25 protein-coding genes are annotated in these 20,491 nt (G+C 62.9%); 18 read left to right on the top strand and 7 right to left on the bottom strand.

The features are described 5' to 3' along the window. Together ACOZKU_RS05395 and iolB are read left to right on the top strand one after the other, a co-directional pair. The coding region (locus ACOZKU_RS05395) for a TIM barrel protein (protein ID WP_421577986.1) at nt 1–599 on the top strand (599 nt) is incomplete at its 5' end. A gap of 36 nt (nt 600–635) precedes the next feature. After that, nucleotides 636–1,430, top strand: coding sequence for a 5-deoxy-glucuronate isomerase (gene iolB, locus ACOZKU_RS05390; protein WP_421577985.1), 795 nt, complete (start codon nt 636–638; stop codon nt 1,428–1,430). Nucleotides 1,431–1,761: 331 nt separating this feature from the next. Here the strand turns inward: iolB and ACOZKU_RS05385 are convergent, their stop codons facing one another. Then, a complete protein-coding gene (locus tag ACOZKU_RS05385) occupies nt 1,762–2,790 on the bottom strand; it encodes an alpha/beta hydrolase family esterase (RefSeq protein WP_421577984.1) in 1,029 nt (342 codons plus the stop codon). A gap of 224 nt (nt 2,791–3,014) precedes the next feature. Here ACOZKU_RS05385 and ACOZKU_RS05380 point away from each other — a divergent pair, with 224 nt between their 5' ends. The 4 genes from ACOZKU_RS05380 to ACOZKU_RS05365 all read left to right on the top strand — a co-directional run bounded on the left by ACOZKU_RS05380 (nt 3,015) and on the right by ACOZKU_RS05365 (nt 6,501). Continuing rightward, nucleotides 3,015–4,238, top strand: a complete 1,224-nt coding sequence (locus ACOZKU_RS05380) for an acyl-CoA dehydrogenase (RefSeq protein WP_314087684.1) — start codon at nt 3,015–3,017, stop codon at nt 4,236–4,238. A 123-nt stretch (nt 4,239–4,361) separates the two neighbouring features. Beyond that, complete coding sequence (locus ACOZKU_RS05375) at nt 4,362–4,718, top strand: hypothetical protein (RefSeq protein ID WP_314087681.1); 357 nt, start codon at nt 4,362–4,364, stop codon at nt 4,716–4,718. A gap of 128 nt (nt 4,719–4,846) precedes the next feature. Beyond that, nucleotides 4,847–5,278: a PilZ domain-containing protein gene (locus ACOZKU_RS05370; protein ID WP_314087679.1), complete on the top strand. Its 432-nt coding sequence runs from the start codon at nt 4,847–4,849 to the stop codon at nt 5,276–5,278. A gap of 110 nt (nt 5,279–5,388) precedes the next feature. After that, nucleotides 5,389–6,501 (top strand): pyridoxal phosphate-dependent aminotransferase, encoded by a 1,113-nt coding sequence (locus tag ACOZKU_RS05365; RefSeq protein WP_421577983.1) that lies wholly within the window; start codon nt 5,389–5,391, stop codon nt 6,499–6,501. Between the two features lie 100 nt (nt 6,502–6,601). Here the strand turns inward: ACOZKU_RS05365 and ACOZKU_RS05360 are convergent, their stop codons facing one another. Then, the gene (locus tag ACOZKU_RS05360; protein ID WP_421577988.1) at nt 6,602–6,871 is read right to left on the bottom strand and encodes an SEL1-like repeat protein; all 270 of its coding nucleotides are present in this window, start codon (nt 6,869–6,871) and stop codon (nt 6,602–6,604) included. 468 nt (nt 6,872–7,339) lie between these two features. Here ACOZKU_RS05360 and ACOZKU_RS05355 point away from each other — a divergent pair, with 468 nt between their 5' ends. From ACOZKU_RS05355 to vapC, 7 genes are all read left to right on the top strand, one after another. Further along, nucleotides 7,340–7,678: a DUF2147 domain-containing protein gene (locus tag ACOZKU_RS05355; RefSeq protein WP_314087675.1), complete on the top strand. Its 339-nt coding sequence runs from the start codon at nt 7,340–7,342 to the stop codon at nt 7,676–7,678. Between the two features lie 177 nt (nt 7,679–7,855). Further along, nucleotides 7,856–8,020, top strand: a complete 165-nt coding sequence (locus ACOZKU_RS05350) for a hypothetical protein (RefSeq protein ID WP_298100956.1) — start codon at nt 7,856–7,858, stop codon at nt 8,018–8,020. Between the two features lie 33 nt (nt 8,021–8,053). Further along, on the top strand, nt 8,054–8,230 hold the full coding sequence (locus ACOZKU_RS05345; protein WP_314087673.1) for a hypothetical protein: 177 nt from the start codon (nt 8,054–8,056) through the stop codon (nt 8,228–8,230). Between the two features lie 65 nt (nt 8,231–8,295). Continuing rightward, the gene (locus ACOZKU_RS05340) at nt 8,296–8,616 is read left to right on the top strand and encodes a YnfA family protein (RefSeq protein WP_421577982.1); all 321 of its coding nucleotides are present in this window, start codon (nt 8,296–8,298) and stop codon (nt 8,614–8,616) included. A gap of 60 nt (nt 8,617–8,676) precedes the next feature. Beyond that, nucleotides 8,677–10,179 (top strand): AMP nucleosidase, encoded by a 1,503-nt coding sequence (locus tag ACOZKU_RS05335; protein ID WP_314087667.1) that lies wholly within the window; start codon nt 8,677–8,679, stop codon nt 10,177–10,179. 66 nt (nt 10,180–10,245) lie between these two features. Further along, nucleotides 10,246–10,476, top strand: a complete 231-nt coding sequence (locus tag ACOZKU_RS05330) for a type II toxin-antitoxin system VapB family antitoxin (RefSeq protein ID WP_421577981.1) — start codon at nt 10,246–10,248, stop codon at nt 10,474–10,476. After that, nucleotides 10,473–10,862: a type II toxin-antitoxin system VapC family toxin gene (gene vapC / locus ACOZKU_RS05325; protein WP_421577980.1), complete on the top strand. Its 390-nt coding sequence runs from the start codon at nt 10,473–10,475 to the stop codon at nt 10,860–10,862. The genes ACOZKU_RS05330 and vapC overlap by 4 nt, the downstream gene beginning before the upstream one ends. Before the next feature lie 6 nt (nt 10,863–10,868). Here the strand turns inward: vapC and ACOZKU_RS05320 are convergent, their stop codons facing one another. Then, nucleotides 10,869–12,242, bottom strand: a complete 1,374-nt coding sequence (locus ACOZKU_RS05320) for an aspartate aminotransferase family protein (protein WP_421577979.1) — start codon at nt 12,240–12,242, stop codon at nt 10,869–10,871. A 149-nt stretch (nt 12,243–12,391) separates the two neighbouring features. Between ACOZKU_RS05320 and ACOZKU_RS05315 the strand changes: the two genes are divergently transcribed. Then, entirely contained in the window at nt 12,392–13,762 is a 1,371-nt protein-coding gene (locus tag ACOZKU_RS05315) for a glutamine synthetase family protein (RefSeq protein WP_421577978.1), read from the top strand. Between the two features lie 39 nt (nt 13,763–13,801). On the opposite strand, the gene ACOZKU_RS05310 is transcribed toward ACOZKU_RS05315, so the two are convergent. Beyond that, the gene (locus tag ACOZKU_RS05310) at nt 13,802–14,149 is read right to left on the bottom strand and encodes an NIPSNAP family protein (RefSeq protein WP_421577977.1); all 348 of its coding nucleotides are present in this window, start codon (nt 14,147–14,149) and stop codon (nt 13,802–13,804) included. Between the two features lie 14 nt (nt 14,150–14,163). Next, nucleotides 14,164–15,102: a diacylglycerol/lipid kinase family protein gene (locus ACOZKU_RS05305; RefSeq protein ID WP_421577976.1), complete on the bottom strand. Its 939-nt coding sequence runs from the start codon at nt 15,100–15,102 to the stop codon at nt 14,164–14,166. Nucleotides 15,103–15,455: 353 nt separating this feature from the next. Here ACOZKU_RS05305 and ACOZKU_RS05300 point away from each other — a divergent pair, with 353 nt between their 5' ends. After that, nucleotides 15,456–16,694, top strand: coding sequence for an MFS transporter (locus tag ACOZKU_RS05300; RefSeq protein WP_421577975.1), 1,239 nt, complete (start codon nt 15,456–15,458; stop codon nt 16,692–16,694). Between the two features lie 23 nt (nt 16,695–16,717). Here the strand turns inward: ACOZKU_RS05300 and ACOZKU_RS05295 are convergent, their stop codons facing one another. Beyond that, nucleotides 16,718–17,125 carry a helix-turn-helix domain-containing protein gene (locus tag ACOZKU_RS05295; RefSeq protein ID WP_314087653.1) on the bottom strand — a complete coding sequence of 136 codons (408 nt, stop codon included), beginning with the start codon at nt 17,123–17,125 and terminating at the stop codon, nt 16,718–16,720. Between the two features lie 102 nt (nt 17,126–17,227). Here ACOZKU_RS05295 and ACOZKU_RS05290 point away from each other — a divergent pair, with 102 nt between their 5' ends. Together ACOZKU_RS05290 and ACOZKU_RS05285 are read left to right on the top strand one after the other, a co-directional pair. Next, the gene (locus ACOZKU_RS05290; RefSeq protein WP_421577974.1) at nt 17,228–18,241 is read left to right on the top strand and encodes a zinc-binding alcohol dehydrogenase family protein; all 1,014 of its coding nucleotides are present in this window, start codon (nt 17,228–17,230) and stop codon (nt 18,239–18,241) included. 190 nt (nt 18,242–18,431) lie between these two features. Further along, on the top strand, nt 18,432–18,848 hold the full coding sequence (locus tag ACOZKU_RS05285; RefSeq protein WP_314087648.1) for a DoxX family protein: 417 nt from the start codon (nt 18,432–18,434) through the stop codon (nt 18,846–18,848). A 109-nt stretch (nt 18,849–18,957) separates the two neighbouring features. On the opposite strand, the gene ACOZKU_RS05280 is transcribed toward ACOZKU_RS05285, so the two are convergent. Next, a complete protein-coding gene (locus ACOZKU_RS05280) occupies nt 18,958–19,428 on the bottom strand; it encodes an Lrp/AsnC family transcriptional regulator (RefSeq protein WP_421577973.1) in 471 nt (156 codons plus the stop codon). A gap of 137 nt (nt 19,429–19,565) precedes the next feature. Here ACOZKU_RS05280 and ACOZKU_RS05275 point away from each other — a divergent pair, with 137 nt between their 5' ends. Next, nucleotides 19,566–20,474, top strand: coding sequence for a DMT family transporter (locus ACOZKU_RS05275; RefSeq protein ID WP_421577987.1), 909 nt, complete (start codon nt 19,566–19,568; stop codon nt 20,472–20,474). The last annotated feature ends 17 nt before the right edge of the window (nt 20,475–20,491 follow it).

Genomic DNA, 20,491 nt, shown 5'->3' with positions numbered 1-20,491 from the left:
GCCGCTCGATCCAGGGCGACCGCTCCAGGCCACTCGCGACCAAGCCGCGCCTGTCGGACGACGAGATGAAGGCCTATGGTCGCAAACTCACCGCCTTCGGCGAATGGTGCGCCGGTGAGGGCATGCCGCTCTCCTACCACCACCACATGGCCGCCGTCGTCGAGACCGAGCCGGAACTCGATGCCTTCATGCAGAATTCGGGCGAAGGCATTCCGCTGCTGCTCGATGCCGGGCATCTGGCCTTTGCCGGCGGCGACGTGCTGCGTGCCATCGACAACCACCATGCCCGCATCAACCATGTGCATGTGAAGGACATCCGTCGCTCCGTCGTGGACGGTCTCGACCGCACGAAGCAATCCTTCCTCGACGCGGTGGCGCTCGGCGCCTTCACCGTGCCGGGCGATGGCTCGCTCGATTTCGGCGCGATCGTGCAGCGCTTCGCCGATCACGGCTATGAGGGCTGGTTCGTCGTCGAGGCCGAACAGGACCCGCGCAACGCCCCGCCGGCCAAGATGGCCGAGGTCGGTTATGCCGAACTGATACGCGTGATGAACGCCGCCGGCTATACTGTCGAGACGGAAGGCTTTCCCAAAGGATAAGCCTCTCCCGCCCGCCTGAAGCAAAGGACCAAGCCCATGCCGAACCTGCTCGTCAAACCCCAGGGCACCCACGGCCGTGTCAGCCATGTCACGCCCGAAAGCGCCGGCTGGACCTATGTCGGCTTCGATCTCCACCGCATGAAGCCCGGCGAGATCCTCGCCGCGGAAACGGGAAGCCGCGAGGTCTGCCTCGTGTGGATTTCCGGCAAGGGCAAGGCGACGGCTTCGGGCCAGGATTTCGGCGTGCTTGGCGCGCGCATGAGCCCCTTCGAGGGCGCGCCGCATGCGCTCTACGTGCCGACGGATTCCAGCTGGTCGGTGACGGCGGAGACGGATCTGGAACTTGCCGTCTGCTCGGCACCGGGCGGCGGCGATTACAAGGCCAAGGCCATTCCGCCGGGCACGCATCCGCAGTTGCATCGCGGCAAGGGCTCGAATGTCCGGCATGTCCATAACATCATGCCGGAAGACGACAATTCGGCCCATTCGCTGCTCGTCGTGGAAGTGATCACCCCGAACGGCAACACCTCGTCCTATCCCTCGCACAAGCACGATCAGGACGACCTGCCAAACGAAAGCTTCCTTGAGGAGACCTACTACCACCGCCTCAACCCGCCGCAGGGTTTTGCCTTCCAGCGCGTCTATACGGACGACCGGTCGCTCGACGAGGCGATGGCGGTGGAAGACGGTGACGTGACGCTGGTGCCGCGGGGCTATCACCCCTGCGCGACCATCCACGGCTATGACCTCTATTATCTCAACGTGATGGCCGGGCCGAAGCGGGTGTGGAAGTTCCACAACGCCAAGGAGCATGAGTGGCTGCTGGGGTGAACCTCACCGCCGCAAGCGTGGCGTGGATGGTCGGGTCAAGCCCGACCATGACGGAGGAGAGGTTTGTGGCCGACCGCAGGCCGGGATTTGCAAGACGGCGGCAGGAATCGCACGACTTGCCTAAACGCAGCCTTCATCTCGACCATCGCCACTTTCGCATCCACTCGCTTATGCCTTTTGCCCCTCATCCGGCCTGCCGGCCACCTTCTCCCCGCAAGCGGGGAGAAGGAAATATGCCGCACCCTTTTTCTCAAGCAACAACCGTTCGCGAGGCACGTCCCCTCTCCCTGCTCGCGGGGAGAGGGTTAGGGGCAAAAGCCCACGCGTCGTCTTACCGCTTCCACCGCCGCGTCAGCCCCCACTCCTTCGCGATCTCCAACGTCGAGGAGAAGCCTGCTTCCAGCATGAAAGGCTCGGTCGAAGCCGAATAACCGCCGCCCTCGCCCGCCAGCACCGGCGTACCGTGGCCCAGGCCGTCGATCTCGTGGAAGGTGACGAGCGGCTTGCCGTCCTTGTCCGGCCAGATGCGCGTGCGCCGGCCCTTCAGGCGTTTTTCGACGAAACCGTCCTTCGGCAGGCGGTAGAGGTCGCGCCATTGCTCGACCAGAGCCAGGCCGTTCGAGGGGGCGACGGTGTCGTCGGCGGTGCCATGCCAGATGGAGATCGTGGGCTTTCGCGGAATGCGCGGCGAGATGTTCCGCACGAGATCGGACCATTCGCGCGACGTGCGTTCCGGCGCCTCCCCCATCGCCTCAAAGGCACGGGTGGCGTCGCGGGCGGCGGCGAAGGGCAGGCCGGCGATGATCGCGCCGCCCGCGAAGACCTCGGGATAGTTGGCGAGCATGGCCGCCGTCATGGCGCCGCCGGCGGAAAGGCCGGTGACGTAGATGCGCTCGGGGTCGCTCGCGGCCTCGCCGGCCGCATGCGCCACCATCTGGCGGATCGACATCAGTTCGCCGCGGTCGCGCGTCACCTCGCTCGGGCGAAACCAGGTGAAGCAGAGGCGCGGATTGTTGGCCTCGCGCTGCTGGGCATAGACGACGGCAAAGCCGCGTTCTTCGGCAAGCGAGGCCCAGCCGGCGGCGCGGTCGTAGCTTTCGGCATCCTGCCGGCAGCCATGCAGCACCAGGACCAGCGGACGCCCGGCGGGCAGGCCTTCCGGTATATGCATGAAAAGGCGCAGATGCCCCGGATTGCTGCCGAAATCGGTGACTTCGACGAGCGGTGAACCGCCGGCCGGGCGGCGGCGCGGCGCGGGTGCCTTGCGTTCGGGGGCACGGTGGAACGGCCAGAACAGGTCTCCCAGCCGCGCTTCGGTCGGCAGCAGACGCTCGACCGATCGCTTGAAGCGATCTCGCATTCTTGGCCTCTCTTTCGTGGAATTGCTCATTATCAGGATTAATGCTCACCGGGAACGGCAGGATCAAGGCAAGGGGTAAAGACGAGACTGCTCATTCTGCGGATTCATGAGGGCATTCATAAATAGCCAAAGTGTCGGCCTGCCCATTTCGTTCCCGCCCTTTCGAAGAGAACCAAGCTGATGTAGCACTTCTGCAACGACAGAACCGCGACAGGAGGATCCCCATGAGCGAGCACCACAGCGCTACCCCGGAACAGGCGCGTGCCAAGATGGCACCTTTCGACTGGGCCGATCCCTTCCTGCTCGAAGACCAGCTGACCGACGAAGAGCGCATGATCCGCGATACGGCCCGCGCCTATTGCCAGGATAAGCTCGCCAGCCGTGTCACCGAAGCCAACCGCCACGAAATCTTCCACCGCGAGATCATGAGCGAGATGGGCGAACTCGGCCTGCTCGGTCCGACCGTGCCGGAGGAATACGGCGGCGTCGGCGCCAACTACGTGTCCTACGGCCTCGTCGCCCGCGAAGTCGAGCGCGTCGATTCCGGCTATCGCTCGGCCATGTCCGTGCAGTCCTCGCTCGTCATGCACCCGATCTTCGCCTACGGCACCGAAGAGACGCGCAAGAAATACCTGCCCAAGCTCGCTTCGGGCGAATGGGTCGGCTGCTTCGGCCTGACCGAGCCGGACCACGGTTCGGACCCCTCCTCGATGATCACCCGCGCCAAAAAGGTTGACGGCGGCTACCTCATCTCGGGCGCCAAGAACTGGATCACCAATTCGCCGATCGCCGACGTCGCCGTCGTCTGGGCGAAATCCGACGCGCATGACAACAAGATCAAGGGGTTTGTGCTGGAACGCGGCATGAAGGGCTTCGAGACGCCGAAGATCGAGGGCAAGTTCTCGCTGCGTGCCTCGGTCACCGGCATGATCATGATGCAGGACGTCTTCGTTCCAGATGAGAACCTGCTGCCGGAAGTGGCTGGCCTTGCCGGTCCGTTCGGCTGCCTCAACCGCGCCCGCTACGGCATCGCCTGGGGCGCCATGGGGGCCGCCGAATTCTGCTGGCACGCCGCCCGCCAGTACACGCTCGACCGCAAGCAGTTCGGCAAGCCGCTCGCCGCCACCCAGCTCATCCAGAAGAAACTCGCCGACATGGAGACCGAAATCTCGCTCGGCCTGCAGGGCGCGCTGCGCCTCGGCCGCCTGTTCGACGAACACCGCGCGCCGGCCGAGCTCATCTCGCTGATGAAGCGCAACAATTGCGGCAAGGCGCTCGATATCGCACGCGTCTCGCGCGACATGCACGGCGGCAACGGCGTTTCGGACGAATACGGCGTCATCCGCCACGTCATGAACCTCGAAGCCGTCAACACCTACGAGGGTACGCACGATATCCACGCGCTGATCCTCGGCCGCGCGCAGACTGGGCTTCAGGCGTTCCAGTAAAGCCGGCCCCACCCACCAAGGTCATCTTCGACGGTCGCTCGTTAAGATACGAGCGGCCGTTTTCACGTTTTATCCATCCCGTTTCGATACAGTCCAAATCCGGAAACACAAGCGGAGGGCACCATGCCCCTCGACCATATGCACGAGCAGCTTCACCTGCGTCACCCCAAACGCAGCTTCGTCCAGTATCGCCTCGAAAAACCCGGCTTCATCACACCGATCGGCCACCACCTCAGCACGGCGCTACGTTATACTTGCCTGATCCGCAGCATTTCCTGCGCCGGCGCGGTGTTGTCCATCAACAAGACATTGACGTTGCCGGAGAATTTCTACCTGGAAATCCATGGGGTTCGCGACGAAATCCCCTGCACGGAATACAAGCGTGACGGCGAGGAGCTTGTGGTGCGCTTCAACATGTTCCTCGATGTCGATTTCCTCAATATGGTGCTCGGCCGGCAGAGCGAAACACACGACGCCTAAAGCGGCTTCCTTAAAAAAAAGTAGGCCGCTAAAGTTTTAAATATTTGTTTTAATGAAACAAAATACTCGACTGCGAAACTCCCTCCATATTAGTAGGACATGACGTCCCCCCAATCGGGAGTGTGGCAATGAGCATCGGTGCCGATCCGCGGTCTGCCGCAGGGCTTTACGAACGCAAGTGGGAACGCTTCTCCGTCAACCGGCAGGGTATGCTGATGACCGTGGGCTTCGATCTCGCGGCCCCCAAGATGCGCAGCTGCAAGCTGGTCGATGTGTCCCAGGGCGGTGCGAGTTTCGTCGTGACGACGACGATCGGCCTTCCGCTGCACTATTATCTTTCGATCGTCGGCGTCGCCTCGCGCATCGGCTGTGCGGAGGTCTATCGCAACGAAAATCGCATCGGCGTCCAGTTCATCAAGGAAATCGACGAGGAACTGCTGCACACCATCGTGCGCTCCGATTACTTCACCGGCGGCGGTGTCGGCAGCAAGCCCAAGACGGACGACCGGCGCTATATGGTGGGCGTGGAAAAGGCCGGCGTCGGTTCGGCGCTCAGCTGATCGTTTCACCCGCGCAATTTATTGGCTAGGGTGCCCGCCGGAAACCGATTCCGGCGGGCATTTTTGCGCGCCGGCAAACTTCCTTCCGTTCATCGATCGTCAGGCGCCTCATGTCCGCATTTTCCCGATTCACCGCCCTCTCCCAAACCCTGCCCGCCACCGTGCCCTTCGTCGGGCCGGAGGCCATCGAGCGCAACCGGGGCCTTGCGGTCAAAGCCCGCATCGGCGCGAACGAAAGCGGCTTCGGCCCGGCGCCCTCCGTGCTGGAAGCGACGCGCGCGGCGGCCGAAACGACCTGGATGTATAGCGATCCGGAGAATTTCGAGTTGCGCGAGGCGCTGGCGACGCATCATGGCATTTCGCGGGAGAATATCGCGGTCGGCGGCGGTATCGACGGGCTGCTCGGCGAGATCGCCCGGCTCGTCATCGAACCCGGCACGCCCGTCGTCACCTCGCTCGGCGGCTATCCGACCTTCAACTACCATGTGAACGGATTTGGCGGCCGGCTGGTGACCGTGCCCTATGCCGGCGACAAGGAGCACTTGGACGGCCTGCTGCAGGCCGTGAAGCGCGAAAACGCGCCGCTCGTCTATTTCGCCAATCCCGACAATCCGATGGGAAGCTGGTGGGACGCCGACAATGTCGTGGCCTTCGCCCGTGCGCTGCCGGAGACGACGCTGCTGATCCTCGACGAGGCCTATGGCGAAACGGCGCCTGAGGGCACGATCCCGTCGATCGCCGCGCTGATCGGCAAGCCGAACATCCTGCGCATGCGCACATTCTCGAAGGCCTACGGCCTTGCCGGCGCACGGATCGGCTATGCGATCGGTACGCTCGGCAATGCGCAGGCCTTCGACAAGATCCGAAATCATTTCGGCATGGCCCGAATTTCGGTTCAGGCGGCACTCGCCGCGCTAAAAGACCAGGCCTATCTGGCAGAGGTCATTGCCAGCATCGCCGCGTCCCGCGAGCGCATCTCGCGGATCGCGCAGTCCAACGGTCTTCTTCCCCTCGCCTCCGCCACCAATTTCGTCACCATCGATTGCGGCCGCGACGGCACCCACGCCAGGGCCATTGTCGATGGGTTGATGGAACATGGCATATTCATTCGCATGCCGGGCGTTGCCCCCCTCAACCGATGCATCCGCATCAGCGTCGGGCCGGAAAACGATATGGCGTTGCTGGAGGAAGCCTTGCCGCTGGTTTTGAAACGGCTGGCTTGAGCGGCAGAGCGTCTTTGACGGGGGACGGATCCGGTTCTAGTGCCGTTTATCGTCCGCTGGCCATGAAGCTTTTCTTGCCGCCGGCGCCAGCCGGCTTGTCTCAGTGAACCGTCATCCACTCGCGCGCGGCGCGCAGCGCCAAAGCGATGTCGGTCTTGCTCATCGTTGCGGCAAGGTCGGCGCGCAGTTCCGCGGCGCGGTCACAACCCTTGATGGCAGCAATGTTGAGCCATTTGTGGGCCTGAACCACGTCGACGTCGCAGCCGCGGCCGGTGGCGTACATGAGGCCCATGTCGCAGAAGATTTCAGCGCGGTTTTCGCCGCCCGTCATGGCGGCCGTTTCGGTGTTCTGAAAGCCAAAGCGTGCCATTTTCGTTAGTCCCTGTCTGACTTGGTTTACTGCTTTAGTGTCCTGTTTTACCTGCCCTTTCGGGCCTCTCACGGCGCCTGCCGTCTTCTGCGGCATGGTCTTCCGTAAGAGTTTTGCCGGCCGGTTTTTCCGTGCTCGTCTTATGGCTCCACTATGCCGCGGGGCTTTCAAAATGCGCTTAAAATGCATGCTTAATTGGAGGCAAACAAAATCCAAACGCTTGGTAAAATTGGATTTTCGTTAAACATCACACCCACTGGAAACGGCGGGATTTGTGTTAAAATTTACGGATTGTTCAACCGGCGATTTCAACCTTTCGCTAACCACGCAAAATGGTGCCGGGTTTCAGCATCTGCATTTTCCGCTGCTCCGAGGCCGGAAAAACGCCCGCGAATCCGGTGTCCGTACATATTTACCTTTACGTTTGCGTAAGATATTCTGCCCTTCTCATTCTGGAGGAGGAAGAGAATGAAACTGAGGACATGGATTGCCGCCGCCCTTCTCGTGGCGCCGGGCATGGCGCTCGCCGCCGAGCCGATCGAAGGCAACTGGAAGACGGCGAGCGGCTCGACCGCCGTCATCGCCAAATGCGGCGGCAGCTTCTGCATCACGCTGAAGACCGGAAAATTCGCCGGCAAGCGCATCGGCAAGCTGGAGGGATCTGGCGCCGACTATACCGGCGAGATTACCGACCCGGAAACGGACAAGACTTATAGCGGTTCCGGCGCGGTAAAGGGCAATTCGCTGCGCATGAAGGGCTGCGTGCTCGCCGTGCTCTGCAAGTCGCAAACCTGGTCGCGGCTCTAAACGGCTCTTCTTTCAATCAAAAGGCCGGCGCTCACGCCGGCCTTTTTGTTTTGGCGCACGTTTCAAAAAACGAATCACACCGTTTCTGAACGGGAGATGAATTGCCCTCTCAGGGAGCGTTCAGTCCCGCAATGCGACAAAGGCATTATTGAAAACGCCTTCAGAGGGACGAACACCATGGACATCCTCGCACGCCGCCTGACGATCATCACTCTGCTGATGGCCATCTTCGCCATCATGCTGGCCGCCGCCGTCGAGACCGATTACCGCCGCAGCACGCACAATACGACCGGCAAGCTGGTCGCCTGCGCCACGCCGCACGCCTGCACCGCCTCGCTCTGATCTCTTCAACGCCCTCGCGAAAGAACCCGACAGATGACCGCCGCCCTCCTCCAAACCTCCGCCACGGCGCTGCGCATCCTCGCCCTCTCGGCGATGATGATCGCCCCGGTCGGCGCACTTGCCTGGAGCAATGCCGGCGGTCTCGGCATCGAAAAGCAGGGCACGGGTCTCGTGCTCTTCATCACCCTCCAGCGCCAGTCGATGAGCTGAACCCTTTCCACCCCCCTCTTCCGTGCTAAACCGGGCAGGCCCTGCGCCATCACCCTGGAGCCCGGATGAAATCCCTTCTCGTCTTTTCTCTCGCCGCCCTTGCCGAAATCGCCGGCTGTTTTGCCTTCTGGGCCTGGTGGCGTCTCGACAAATCCGCGCTCTGGCTTTTTCCCGGCATGCTCTCGCTCGCCCTGTTCGGCTGGCTGCTCACGCAGGTCGACAGCGCCTTTGCCGGCCGTGCCTATGCGGCTTACGGCGGGGTCTATATCGCGGCCTCGCTTCTCTGGCTGTGGCTGGCCGAAGGCATGCGGCCCGATCGCTTCGACATGGCCGGCGCCGCGCTGGCACTGGTCGGCGCTGGCATCATTCTGGCGGCGCCGAGATAGGACTTGTGGGCACGCCGGACTTGTCGTTTGCTTGTTAAAAAACAGCCCCTATAGTGATTCATGAGCAAACGAATCTTTTCCCCAAAGCCGCTTTCCTTCGCAACGCCAGAGCCTTACGAGCCCCGCTCCTTCGAGGATCCGGTGGCCGCCGTCGACGCGTTGCAGGCGCTTTACGACCGTAACACGACATTCCTGACCGACGCCTTCGTGGCACTCGGCAAGTCCGGCGCGCCGCAGACGCGCTTCCGCGCCTGCTACCCGCAGGTTTCGATCGAGACGACCAGCTTCGGCCATGTCGATTCGCGGCTCTCGTATGGCTATGTCTCCGCCCCCGGTGTCTACACCACGACCATTACCCGCCCGAAACTCTTCCGCCACTACCTCAAGGAACAGATCGGCCTTCTCATCCGCAACCACGGTGTGCGTGTCGTCATCTCCGAATCGACGACGCCGATCCCGCTGCACTTCGCCTTCGGGGAAGGCGCCTATGTGGAGGCGGAAATTGCCGAGGGCATCGAACTGCCGCTGCGCGACCTCTTCGATGCGCCCGACCTGACGACAACCGACGACGAGATCGCCAACGGCTCTTACGAGCCCGGCCCTGGCGAACCCCTGCCGCTCGGGCCGTTTACGGCGCAGCGCATCGACTATTCGCTCGCCCGCCTCAGCCATTACACGGCGACCAGCGCCAACCATTTTCAGAACTTCGTGCTCTTCACGAACTACCAGTTCTATGTCGATGAGTTCTGCGCCTGGGCGCGCAAGCAGATGGCCGAGGGCGGCAACGGCTACACGGCCTTCGTCGAACCCGGCAACATCCTCACGCCGGCCGGCGCCGACAGGCCGGAAACCGACGTCACGCTGGCCCGCCTGCCGCAGATGCCGGCCTATCACATCAAGAAGAAGGGGCATGGCGGCATCACGCTGGTCAATATCGGCGTCGGCCCCTCCAATGCCAAGACGATCACCGACCATATCGCCGTGCTGCGCCCGCATGCCTGGCTGATGCTCGGCCACTGCGCCGGCCTGCGCAACAGCCAGACGCTCGGCGATTACGTGCTGGCGCATGCCTATGTGCGCGAGGATCACGTGCTCGACGACGACCTGCCCGTCTGGGTGCCGATCCCCGCACTTGCCGAGGTGCAGGTGGCGCTGGAAAGTGCTGTCGAGGAAGTGACCGGCCTCGAAGGCTACGACCTCAAGCGCATCATGCGCACCGGCACCGTCGCCACCATCGACAACCGCAACTGGGAACTGCGCGACCAGCGCGGCCCGGTCAAGCGCCTCTCCCAGTCGCGCGCCATCGCGCTCGACATGGAATCGGCCACCATCGCCGCCAACGGTTTTCGCTTCCGCGTACCCTATGGCACCCTGCTCTGCGTTTCCGACAAGCCGCTGCATGGAGAGTTGAAGCTGCCGGGCATGGCGACGGCGTTTTATCGCACGCAGGTGAACCAGCATCTGCGGATCGGTATCCGGGCGCTGGAAAAGCTCGCGGGCATGCCGACGGAGAAGCTGCATTCCCGCAAGCTCAGGAGCTTCTTCGAAACGGCGTTTCAGTGATTTCGTTGCGAGCGTCGACGCGTTGGTGTATGATTTCTGCATTTCATACACCAAGGCGAGGCCAGTATGCGCACGAATATCGAGCTCGATGACGCCTTGATTGCGGAAGCGATGGAACTCACCGGCTTGTCGACAAAGAAGGCGACCATAGATTTGGCACTTCGCGACCTTGTAGAGGAATGGCGGCGGCGAAAGGCTCTGGAAGAACTTTGGGGAATGGGCTGGGAAGGCGATCTCGATGCGATGCGCACAGGCTGGGGGCCGTCTGAAACTCTGCGAGATGACGCTGCCGAATGATTGTCGTCGATAGCTCGGTCTGGATCGCAGCATTGCGCGGTATAGACACGCCGCAATCCATGCAGCTCAAGACAATACCGAAAGCGCGGCACATCCTGCTTGGTGATATCGTCCTTCTCGAAATCCTGCAGGGCGCTCAGAACGACGGAAATGCCGCCAACCTTCAAAGGCGGCTGGCCCCGTTCCAGGTCGTTCCGATGCTATCCCCCCAGATCGCCATAAAGGCCGCCGAGAATTTCCGGCGGCTGCGTTCGAAAGGCATAACCATCCGCAAGACCGCCGATCTCATCATCGGCACCTATTGCATGGAGCACGGCCACAGCCTGCTCCATGCAGACAGGGACTTCGATCCGATGGCCGAGTATCTCGGCCTTCGGATCGCCTGAGACCAATCAGGCCGTCATCACCTTCCAGGCATGTTCCAGGCCCTTGCGGGTGATGTCGATCATCTGATCGACTTCGGCGTGGCTGATGACGAGCGGCGGGGAGAAGAGCATGCGGTCGCCGGTGGCGCGCAGCACGAGGCCGTTTTCCAGGCAATGGTTGCGCACGGTGACGCCGACCTTTTCCTTGTCTTCGAAGCGCTTGCGCGTCGCCTTGTCCTCGGCGAGCTGCACGGCGGCCATCAGGCCGACCTGCTGGACTTCGCCGACGATCGGCAGGTCTTCCAGCGACTTCAGACCGGCGGCGAGATAAGGGCCGATATCGTCGTGCACGCGCTCGACAAGCTTTTCATCCTCGATGATGCGCAGGTTTTCGAGTGCTGCGGCGGCGCAGACCGGGTGGCCGGAATAGGTGAAGCCGTGGTTGAAATCGCCGACCTCCTCGACCAGCACATTGCCGACCCTGTCGGAGACCAGGACGCCGCCGATCGGCAGGTAGCCCGAGGACAGGCCCTTGGCGATGGGCGCGAGATCCGGCTCGACGCCGAAATGCTGGTGGCCGAACCAGTGGCCGGTGCGGCCGAAGCCGCAAATCACTTCGTCGCAGACGAGCAGGATGTTGCGCGCCTTGCAGATGCGGGCGATTTCCGGCCAGTAGGTGGCCGGCGGCACGATGACGCCGCCCGCGCCCTGGATCGGCTCGGCGACGAAGGCGGCGACATTGTCCTCGCCAAGTTCGTCGATCTTCTCTTCCAGCTGGCGGGCCATCTTCAGGCCGAATTCGTCCGGGGTCAGGTCGCCGCCCTCGGCATACCAGAATGGTTGGTCGATGTGGTGAACGCCGGCGATCGGCAGGTCACCCTGCTCGTGCATCCACTTCATGCCGCCGAGCGAGGCGCCGGCAACGGTGGAGCCGTGATAGCCGTTCTTGCGGGCGATGATCGCCTTCTTGGTCGGCTTGCCCATGGCGCCCCAATAGACGCGGGCCATGCGGAACCAGGTGTCGTTGGCCTCCGAGCCGGAACCGGTGAAAAAGACGCGATTGATGTTTTCGCCGGCATGCGCGGTGATCTTCTGCGCGAGCAGCACGGTCGGCGGCGTGGTCGTGCCGAAAAACGTGTTGTAATAGGGCAGCTCGTTCATCTGGCGCACGACGGCGTCGGTGATCTCCTTGCGGCCGTAGCCGATATTGACGCACCAGAGGCCGGCGAAGCCGTCGAGATAGCGCTTCCCGTGGTTGTCGAAGATGTGGCAGCCCTCTCCGCGTTCGATGATCCGGGTGCCGGCCGCGTTCAGCTTCTTCATGTCCGAGAAGGGGTGAAGATGATGGGCGGCATCGAGGGCACCAAGGTTCGAAACGGCTGCTGCGCTGGTCTTCGACATTTGACTACATCCTTAGGGGTAGGTCCCGCCTTATTGAACGCCGGGACAGAATGGGTTAGGAAAATGCCCATACAACAGGCATTTGGCAAGAGATCGAACGCAAGCAAAATTTCTTGTCCATGCTTCCCGCCAAACCAAAAGCAGGCACCATGACAAACGACAAGACGGCAGCCGGTTCTCCGCCTGCCAATGCGCCTATCAATGCTCCGGCCCGTATCGAAATCCTCCTCGTCGGCATGAACGGCGACCTTCGCGGCAAGCAGGTTCCGCTCGAAGGCGAGAAGAAAATCTGGGACGGTTCGGTGCGCCTGCCCTCCTCCACCCAGTCGCTCGACATCTGGGGCGACGACAATGACGACATCACCGGCCTGTCGCTGTCCGTCGGCGATCCCGACGGCGTGTGCATTCCCGACCGTCGCTCGCTGACGGTCCTGCCCTGGGCGCCCGAGGGCTCCAAGCAGGTGCTCGCCACCATGCACGAATTCGACGGCACCGCCTCCTTCATGGACCCGCGCGCCATTCTCGCGCGCATGCTGAAGCGCTTCGAAGACAGGGGCTTGACGCCCGTCGTCGCGACCGAGCTCGAATTCTATGTGGTGCAGGACGATTGGCACGTGACGGGCAAGCCGCGTCCGCCGGCTTCCCTGATGTATCGCGACCAGCCGAACGGCTACCAGCTCTACGACATGCGCGCCACGGACGCGCTCGACGGCTACCTCCAGACGGTGCGCGCCTGGGCTAGGGATATGGATCTGCCGGCCGATGCGACGACGGCGGAATTCGGTCCCGGCCAGTTCGAGATCAACCTGCTGCATCGGCCGGATGCGCTGGCGGCGGCGGATGACTGCATCTACCTCAAGCGCATCGCCGAGCTGGCAGCGCCGCGCTTCGGCCTGAAATCCACCTGCATGGCAAAGCCCTATGCCGATCAGGCGGGCTCGGGCCTGCATGTGCATTGCAGCGTCATCGACAAGGATGGCAAAAACATCCTCGACGCCAAGGGCGGCGATCCGGTGAAGCTGAAGTCGATCTGCGCCGGCATGCTCGCCACGATGCGCGATTCGCAGCTCGTCTTCGCGCCCTTCGCCAATTCCTACCGTCGCTTTCAGCCGGGCTCCTTCGCGCCGGTCGACCTGACCTGGGGCTTTGGCCACCGCGGCACCGCCATCCGCATTCCGGACAAGGACGGTCCGGCGGCCCGTGTCGAACACCGCGTCGCGGGCGCGGACGTCAATCCGTATCTGCTCCTGACGGCGATCCTTGGCGGCATTCTGCTCGGGCTCGACAACGAGCTCGATCCGGGTCCGGTGACGGAACCGGGCAAGGATGCGCCGGATGCCAAGCGGCTGACGCATGACTTCCTGACCGCCGTGGAAGAATTCTCCGCCTCGCCCTTCATCAAGGACGCCTTTGGCGCCGAATACCAGAAGCTCTATGGCGATACGAAGCGCAAGGAAGCGATCACCTACCTGCGCACGGTCTCGGATTTCGATTACCAGACCTATCTGCCGCGCATCTAGGTCACGACCGGCCTTCGCGCGCCCGCCGCGCGGAGGCCGTCAATCGCCCGCAAGCGGTTGCAGGAAGGTCCGCTCATAGCTCTTGAACGGCAGATTTTCTAAGAAGCGGGCATTGGCCGCGATGCCATCGGCATCCTCGGCCACCTTGTCACGATAGAGCAGATAGGCCGCCTCATCCGGAAATGTGAAGAGTGCCACGGCGATATCGCCAGCACCCTCGCCGCCCGCCGCAAAGCTCATGCCGACACCCTCAGGTTTTTCACGCGGCATGAAATAGCCGTGATGCGTTCCGCCGTGACGCTCGATGAGCATGGTCCAGATTCGCGCGTAATCGTGGAAATCCGCGATCCGCGCGGGATCCAGGCGATAGCGGACCTCGCACGTCACCGGCGCTTTCTTCATCACGCGGCGGCCGTTTCGTTCGATGTCGCGGTTTTCTCCAAGGCCTTGGGCACGATCACCTTCAGTTCGCCCGAATGCAGGCGGATAGACACATCGCGGTCCATCGGCAGCAATTCGCCATCGATGACGCAGTTGATCGCCCGGTCGACATCGGGGAAATGTAGATCGACGGCCGTGCCGGTCATTTCCGTGACGTCGGCATTTTCCTTGAATTTACCGCGCAGGATATCGAAGGCCAGTTTTGCCACGCCGGCCGGCTTCAGCGGGTTCGTCGTGTACACGCCGAGATGGCCGCCGGTCAGGTCTTCCGCATAGAGCAGGCCGTTTTCCCCGAACCGGTTGTTGGAGACGTTGACGGCTGAAACCCGCCGGCGCTGCTGAACGCCATCCACATCGAACTCCACATCGAATTCCGGCGGATCGAGAATGACGCCGAAAGCGGCGCGGGTGTTGGCGGCGATCTTGCCGACGCGCGAACGGTAGGTCATTGCGTTGCGCATGCGCACGAGGCGAGCATGCAGTCCCGCTGAAAACTGATGCACGAACGGCCGGTCATCCGCCGTGCCGATATCGGCGGACGCGACATCGCCATCCGCCAGTGCGTCGATCGCCTGCCAGATATCGAGCGGAATTTTCAGCGAGCGCGCAAAGAGGTTCATCGTGCCGGCGGGTATGATGCCGAGCGGCATCTTGTTCTGCCAGGCAAAACCGGCCGCGGCCGAGACCGTGCCGTCACCGCCGCCGGCCAGCATCGCATCGAGATCGGTGCGGTCCGAACAGCGGCGCAGCGCCATTTCGATATCGGCCCCTTCGACGATATCGCAATCGAGATGGTGTCCTGCCTCCGCAAAAACCTTTTCCGCATGGCGGGCATAGGCCTCCATGTCGGTGGTGCGGAACGTCCCCCCGTCCCTGTTGAAAATTGCCTGTACGCGCATTCATCTACTCCGCTTGTCAGCCGAGAACGCCTGAAGGGTGAAGTCGATCCATTAGATAGTCGAGAAAGCGGCGATTAACAGGCGCGGCCGAAACGGAGTGCAACAAATCGTGAAAAGGCCCCGTCTTGGCCAAATGCAGGGCGGTGAAAAATCAGGATAGGAAGTTTGCCTTAGTTTGATATAGTGCAAGCCGGTCGCGTGCGTCGGGAGTGCGCCCGCCGGCTTGTATTTACCTTCCTTATCGTGGCCGATCCGGCCGGACCAAACCACATCAGCAGCCAGGAGGAGTGGCCGCCCTGTGAGGGACCGTCATGGATTGACCGCGTGCGCTATCCTATCTGCGGAGCCGACCTGTGACTGAACACCCCCTGCCCAACGCCGCCCTCTCCTCCCGGCAGCCGCCGCTTCCGGCCCTCACCGTCACCCTGATCATCCTGGCGCTGGCCGTTGGCAGCTTTGGCATCGGCACCGGTGAATTCGCCATCATGGGCCTGCTGCCGGATGTCGGCACGACCTTCGGCGTGACGACGGCACAGGCCGGTTATGTCATCAGCGCCTATGCTTTCGGCGTTGTGGTCGGCGCTCCCATTATCGCCGTGATCGGTGCACGCTTCCGCCGCCGCGACCTGCTTTTGGTATTGATGGGCCTGTTTTCCGCCGGCAATCTCGCCAGCGCGCTCGCCCCGACCTTCGAGAGCTTCATCCTGTTCCGCTTCCTTTCCGGCCTGCCGCACGGCGCCTATTTCGGTGTTGCCGCGCTGGTCGCCGCTTCCATGGTGCCGGTCAACAAGCGCACGCAGGCGGTGGGCAAGGTCATGCTGGGGCTGACGGTCGCGACCCTGATCGGCACGCCGCTCGCCGCCTTCTTCGGCCAGCTCTTCGACTGGCAATTCATGTTCGTCGCCGTCGGCATCACCGGCATGTTGACGGTCGCCCTCATCGCCATCTTCCTGCCGCGCGACAAGGCGCCGAAGGGCATCAACGCGCTGACGGAACTCGGCGCGCTGAAGCGCAAGCAGGTCTGGCTGACGCTCGGCATCGCGGCGACCGGTTTCTGCGGCATGTTCGCGGTGTTCAGCTACATCTCGCCGATCGTTACCGAGGTTGCCGGCCTTCATGTGAGCATGGTGCCGGTCATCATGGCGATCTTCGGCTGCGGCATGATCGTCGGCAACATCTTCGGCGCCAAGCTTGCCGATCTCTCGCTGATGCGCACCATCGGCTGGTCGCTGGTGCTCTATTTCTTCGTGCTGATCAGTCTGTCTCTGACGGCCGAGAACCCCATCCTGCTCGGCGTCTGCTGCTTCCTCATCGGCTGCAGCTTCGTCGTCGGCCCGGCGCTCCAGACGCGCCTGATGGATGTGGCCGGCAATGCCCAGACGCTGGCCGCCGCCCTCAACCACTCCGCCTTCAACGTCGCCAATGCGCTCGGCGCGCTGTTCGGCGGCATGGCGATCAGCGCCGGCTATGGTTATGGATCGATGGGCTTCGTGGGCGCGGCAGCCACGGTGGTCGGCTTCGGCATCTATCTGGTCTCGATGACACTCGACAAGATCGAGAATGAGGAAACGCCGGTCTGCCCCGCTGAATAAGCAGCCTCACAAACCTCTGAAAATCAGGCGGCGTCCCTTCCGGGGGACGCCGTTTCCGTTTGCGGGGCAAGGCGGATGACATTCTGGCCATCCTCGCAGATCACGTTTTTTGCGCCCCAAGCTGCCAGTGCCCGGATGATGGGCTCGAGGCTCCGGCCGGCCGATGTCAGCGCATAATCGACGCGCGGCGGCACGACGGGGAAGATCGTGCGCGACAGGATGCCGGCATCCTCCAGCTCGCGCAGCTGCTTGGTCAGCATGCGCTGCGTGACACTGGGCAGCCGGCGGCGCAGTTCGTTAAAGCGCAGCGTGCCCTCCATCATCAGGTGATAGAGGATCACGCCTTTCCATTTTCCATCGAGGAAGGAGAGCGTCGATTCGACCGGGCAGCCGGGAAAATTCTTGGTGAGCTTGGCGCGCGGGCGGGACATGTCACGGTATCCTTTTCGACACTATGTGCACAAAATGTGCATTCTTGCGAAGATCGAGGTTACTCTTCATCTAGTCTCCATTCAACGCGAAAGGAGACACCCATGCGCGCCATCGCCTACCAGACCCCGCAGGCCATCACCGCAAACACCGCCCTCGTCGATATCGACCTGCCCACACCGGAACCGCGGGGACGCGATCTGCTGGTCGAGATCAAGGCCGTTTCGGTCAACCCGGTCGATACGAAGCTGCGCCGCAATGCAGCGCCCGCCGATGGCGGATGGCGCGTGCTGGGCTTCGACGCCGCCGGCATCGTGAAAGCCGTCGGCCCAGACGTCACGCTGTTCAAGGCGGGTGACGCCGTCTTCTATGCCGGCGCCATCGACCGGCCGGGCACGAATTCCGAGTTCCACCTCGTCGACGAGCGCATCGTCGGCCGCAAGCCCGCCTCGCTCGATTTCGCTGCCGCCGCAGCCCTGCCGCTGACGGCGATCACCGCCTGGGAAATGCTGTTCGACCGGCTGAAGGTGCGTGACGCCGTGCCGGGCGCCGCCAACGCCATCCTCATCATCGGTGGCGCCGGTGGCGTCGGCTCGATTGCCGTGCAGCTTGCCCGCCACCTGACCGACCTCACCGTCATCGCCACAGCCTCGCGGTCCGAAACGGCGGAATGGGTCACGTCGCTCGGCGCGCATCATGCGGTGGATCACAGCAAGCCGCTCGCCGCCGAGGTCGCGGCTCTCGGCATCGGCGCGCCAGCCTTCGTCTTCTCGACGACCAATACGGAGGATCATCTTGCGGCGATCGTCGAGGCCATCGCACCGCAGGGCCGCTTCGGCCTGATCGACGATCCCAAGGCGCTCGACGTCATGCCTTTCAAGCGCAAGGCCGTCTCGACCCATTGGGAGCTGATGTTCACCCGCTCGCTCTTCCAGACGGCGGATATGATCGAGCAGCACACTCTTTTGAATGAGGTCTCGCGCCTCGTCGATGCGGGAATCCTGCGCACGACGCTGGCGGAAACCGTCGGCGCGATCAATGCCGAGAACCTGAAGAAAGCCCATGCGATGGTCGAAAGCGGACGCACGCGCGGCAAGCTCGTTCTCGCCGGTTTCTAAACTCGAAAATCGCCCTCCGCCGCTCGCGTCCAGAGCGGTGGAGGGGTGTTACCAAGGTGACAGGGACGGCAAGGAACTCTGGTAGACATAGGCCATCGCAGCCCACCGAACGGAACGAAAAACGGCGGGCGGCATCGGGAGAGGAAACATGGCCCTTCCCGCAAACCTATGAATTTATCGGAGATTTTACGTGTCTGCCTTGATTGAAAGCATTACCGAGAGCCGCGCATTCGGCTTCATCGCCCGCACGATCCTGACCTCGATGTTCTGGCTGTCCGGCATCGCCAAACTTGCCGATTTCGACGGCGGCATTCTGGAAATGACGCATTTCGGCCTGGAGCCGGCGGCCTTCTTCAATGTCGCGACGGCGCTGACCCAGCTCATCGGCTCGGCCCTCATCATTTCCAACCGCTGGACCTGGCTCGGCGCCGGCATGCTCGCCGTCTTCACCGCGCTCACCATTCCGATCGCCCATAATTTCTGGGCGATGCAAGAACCAATGCGCACCATCGAATTCCATTTCGTCGCCGAACACATCACCGTTATCGGCGCCCTGATGGTCGTCGCCTGGAAATCCGCAACAGCTTCTGCCGTCCCTGCCCAATGACGGCAGGACCGGATGCCGCCGGCTCTCTCCGAATGCGGCATCCCGGCGGACGGCCCTGCCTCTCCCGGCCGTCCCCCCGCCCCGGCGCCTCGCCGGGGCGGCTTGCGTTTTAAAGCGACGGCAGTTTCAGCGGACCGCCCGTCTTGATGCTGCGGATCGCGAAATTCGAGCGGATATCGGAAACGCCGGGCATGGTGAGCAGCGTCTCGGTCAGGAGCCGCTCATAGGCGGAGAGATCCTCCACCACCACTTCCGCCAGAAAATCTGCATTGCCCGAGATCAGGAAACACGAAACGACCTCCGGCACCGCCAGCAGCGCCTCCTGCTGAGCCAGGGCATTTTCCCGGCTGTGGTGTCCCACCTTGATTTCGACGAAGACCGTCAGGCCGAGCCCCACCTCCTTGCGATCGATATCCGCGCGGTAGCCGCGCAGCACGCCGGATTTTTCGAGATTGCGGATGCGCCGGAGGCATGGCGAGGGTGAGAGGTTCACACGCTCGGCGATTTCCACATTGGTCGCGCGCGCATCCTCCTGCAGCACCTTGAGGATAGCGATATCGAATTTATCCAGATTTGGCATATTCGAAAACTTTCATGGCCTGAATTGGTGAAATCCTGCGCATCGTACACTTAGAGAGGCATAACACGCAAGGACATGCCCCGACCTTCGACGCTAGAGTCTCGTCACGAATGAGCCAGCGCAGAAAGGACATCGCCATGGCCATGGTCTCGCTTTCCCCCGAAGACAAATCCAATCCGCTTGTCGCCGGTTATGCGGGCGGCGTGGTGACGGTGCTGATCTGGGCGCTCTGGGTGCTGGCGACGCGCCACACCGCCGCCACCCCGCTCGGCACGATCGATATCGGCCTCATCCGCTACGGCGTGCCGGCCATCCTGCTGGCGCCGATCTGGCTGAGGACCGGGCTTTTGCCGAAGAACGTGCCGCTGAAACTGATTGTCGTGATTGTGGCCGGTGCGGGCGCGGTCTTCTTCCAGATCACGGCGGCGGCGCTGCATGTCACGCCGGCCGCGCCGGGCGGCATCCTGCTCGGCGGCTCGCTGCCGCTCGCAACGGCGCTCATCGGCATGGTCCTGTTCGGCGAGCGGCCAGACCGCATGCGCCTTGCAGGCCTCGCCGCCATCGTTGCGGGGGTCGCGATCCTGCTCACCGCAAGCATGCTGAAAAGCGGCATGACCGCGACCGGCTTCGTGCTGCTGCCGATCGGCGCCGTGCTGTGGGCGGGCTTCACCCATGCCTTCCGTCGCTCGGGCCTTTCCGCCCTCGAGGGTGCGGCCATCATCGCGGTTTGGTCGTTCCTGATCCATCTGGTGCTCGCCGCGATCTTCGGCACGCACCTTACCGCCGCCACCCTGCCCGACCTCGCGCTTCAGGTCACCAGCCAGGGCATCCTTTCCGGCCTCGTCGCCACCTTCGCCTATGGTACCGCCATCCGCGCCCTCGGCGGCAGCCAGGCCGCCGCCTTCACCGCGATCACGCCGGTGCTCGCAACGCTCGGCGGTGCGATCTTCCTCGGCGAAAGTTTTGGCATGGCCGAGCTGACGGCCGCGCTGGTCGTCGGCGGCGGCGTGGCGCTCTCGACCGGCATCTTTTCCCGGAAGAACTAAGGCGAAACGGAAAAGGG

Source organism: Shinella sp. M31, from assembly GCF_049199205.1.
In the GTDB taxonomy this organism is placed as follows: domain Bacteria; phylum Pseudomonadota; class Alphaproteobacteria; order Rhizobiales; family Rhizobiaceae; genus Shinella.
This window is presented reverse-complemented; position numbering and strand designations above follow the sequence as displayed.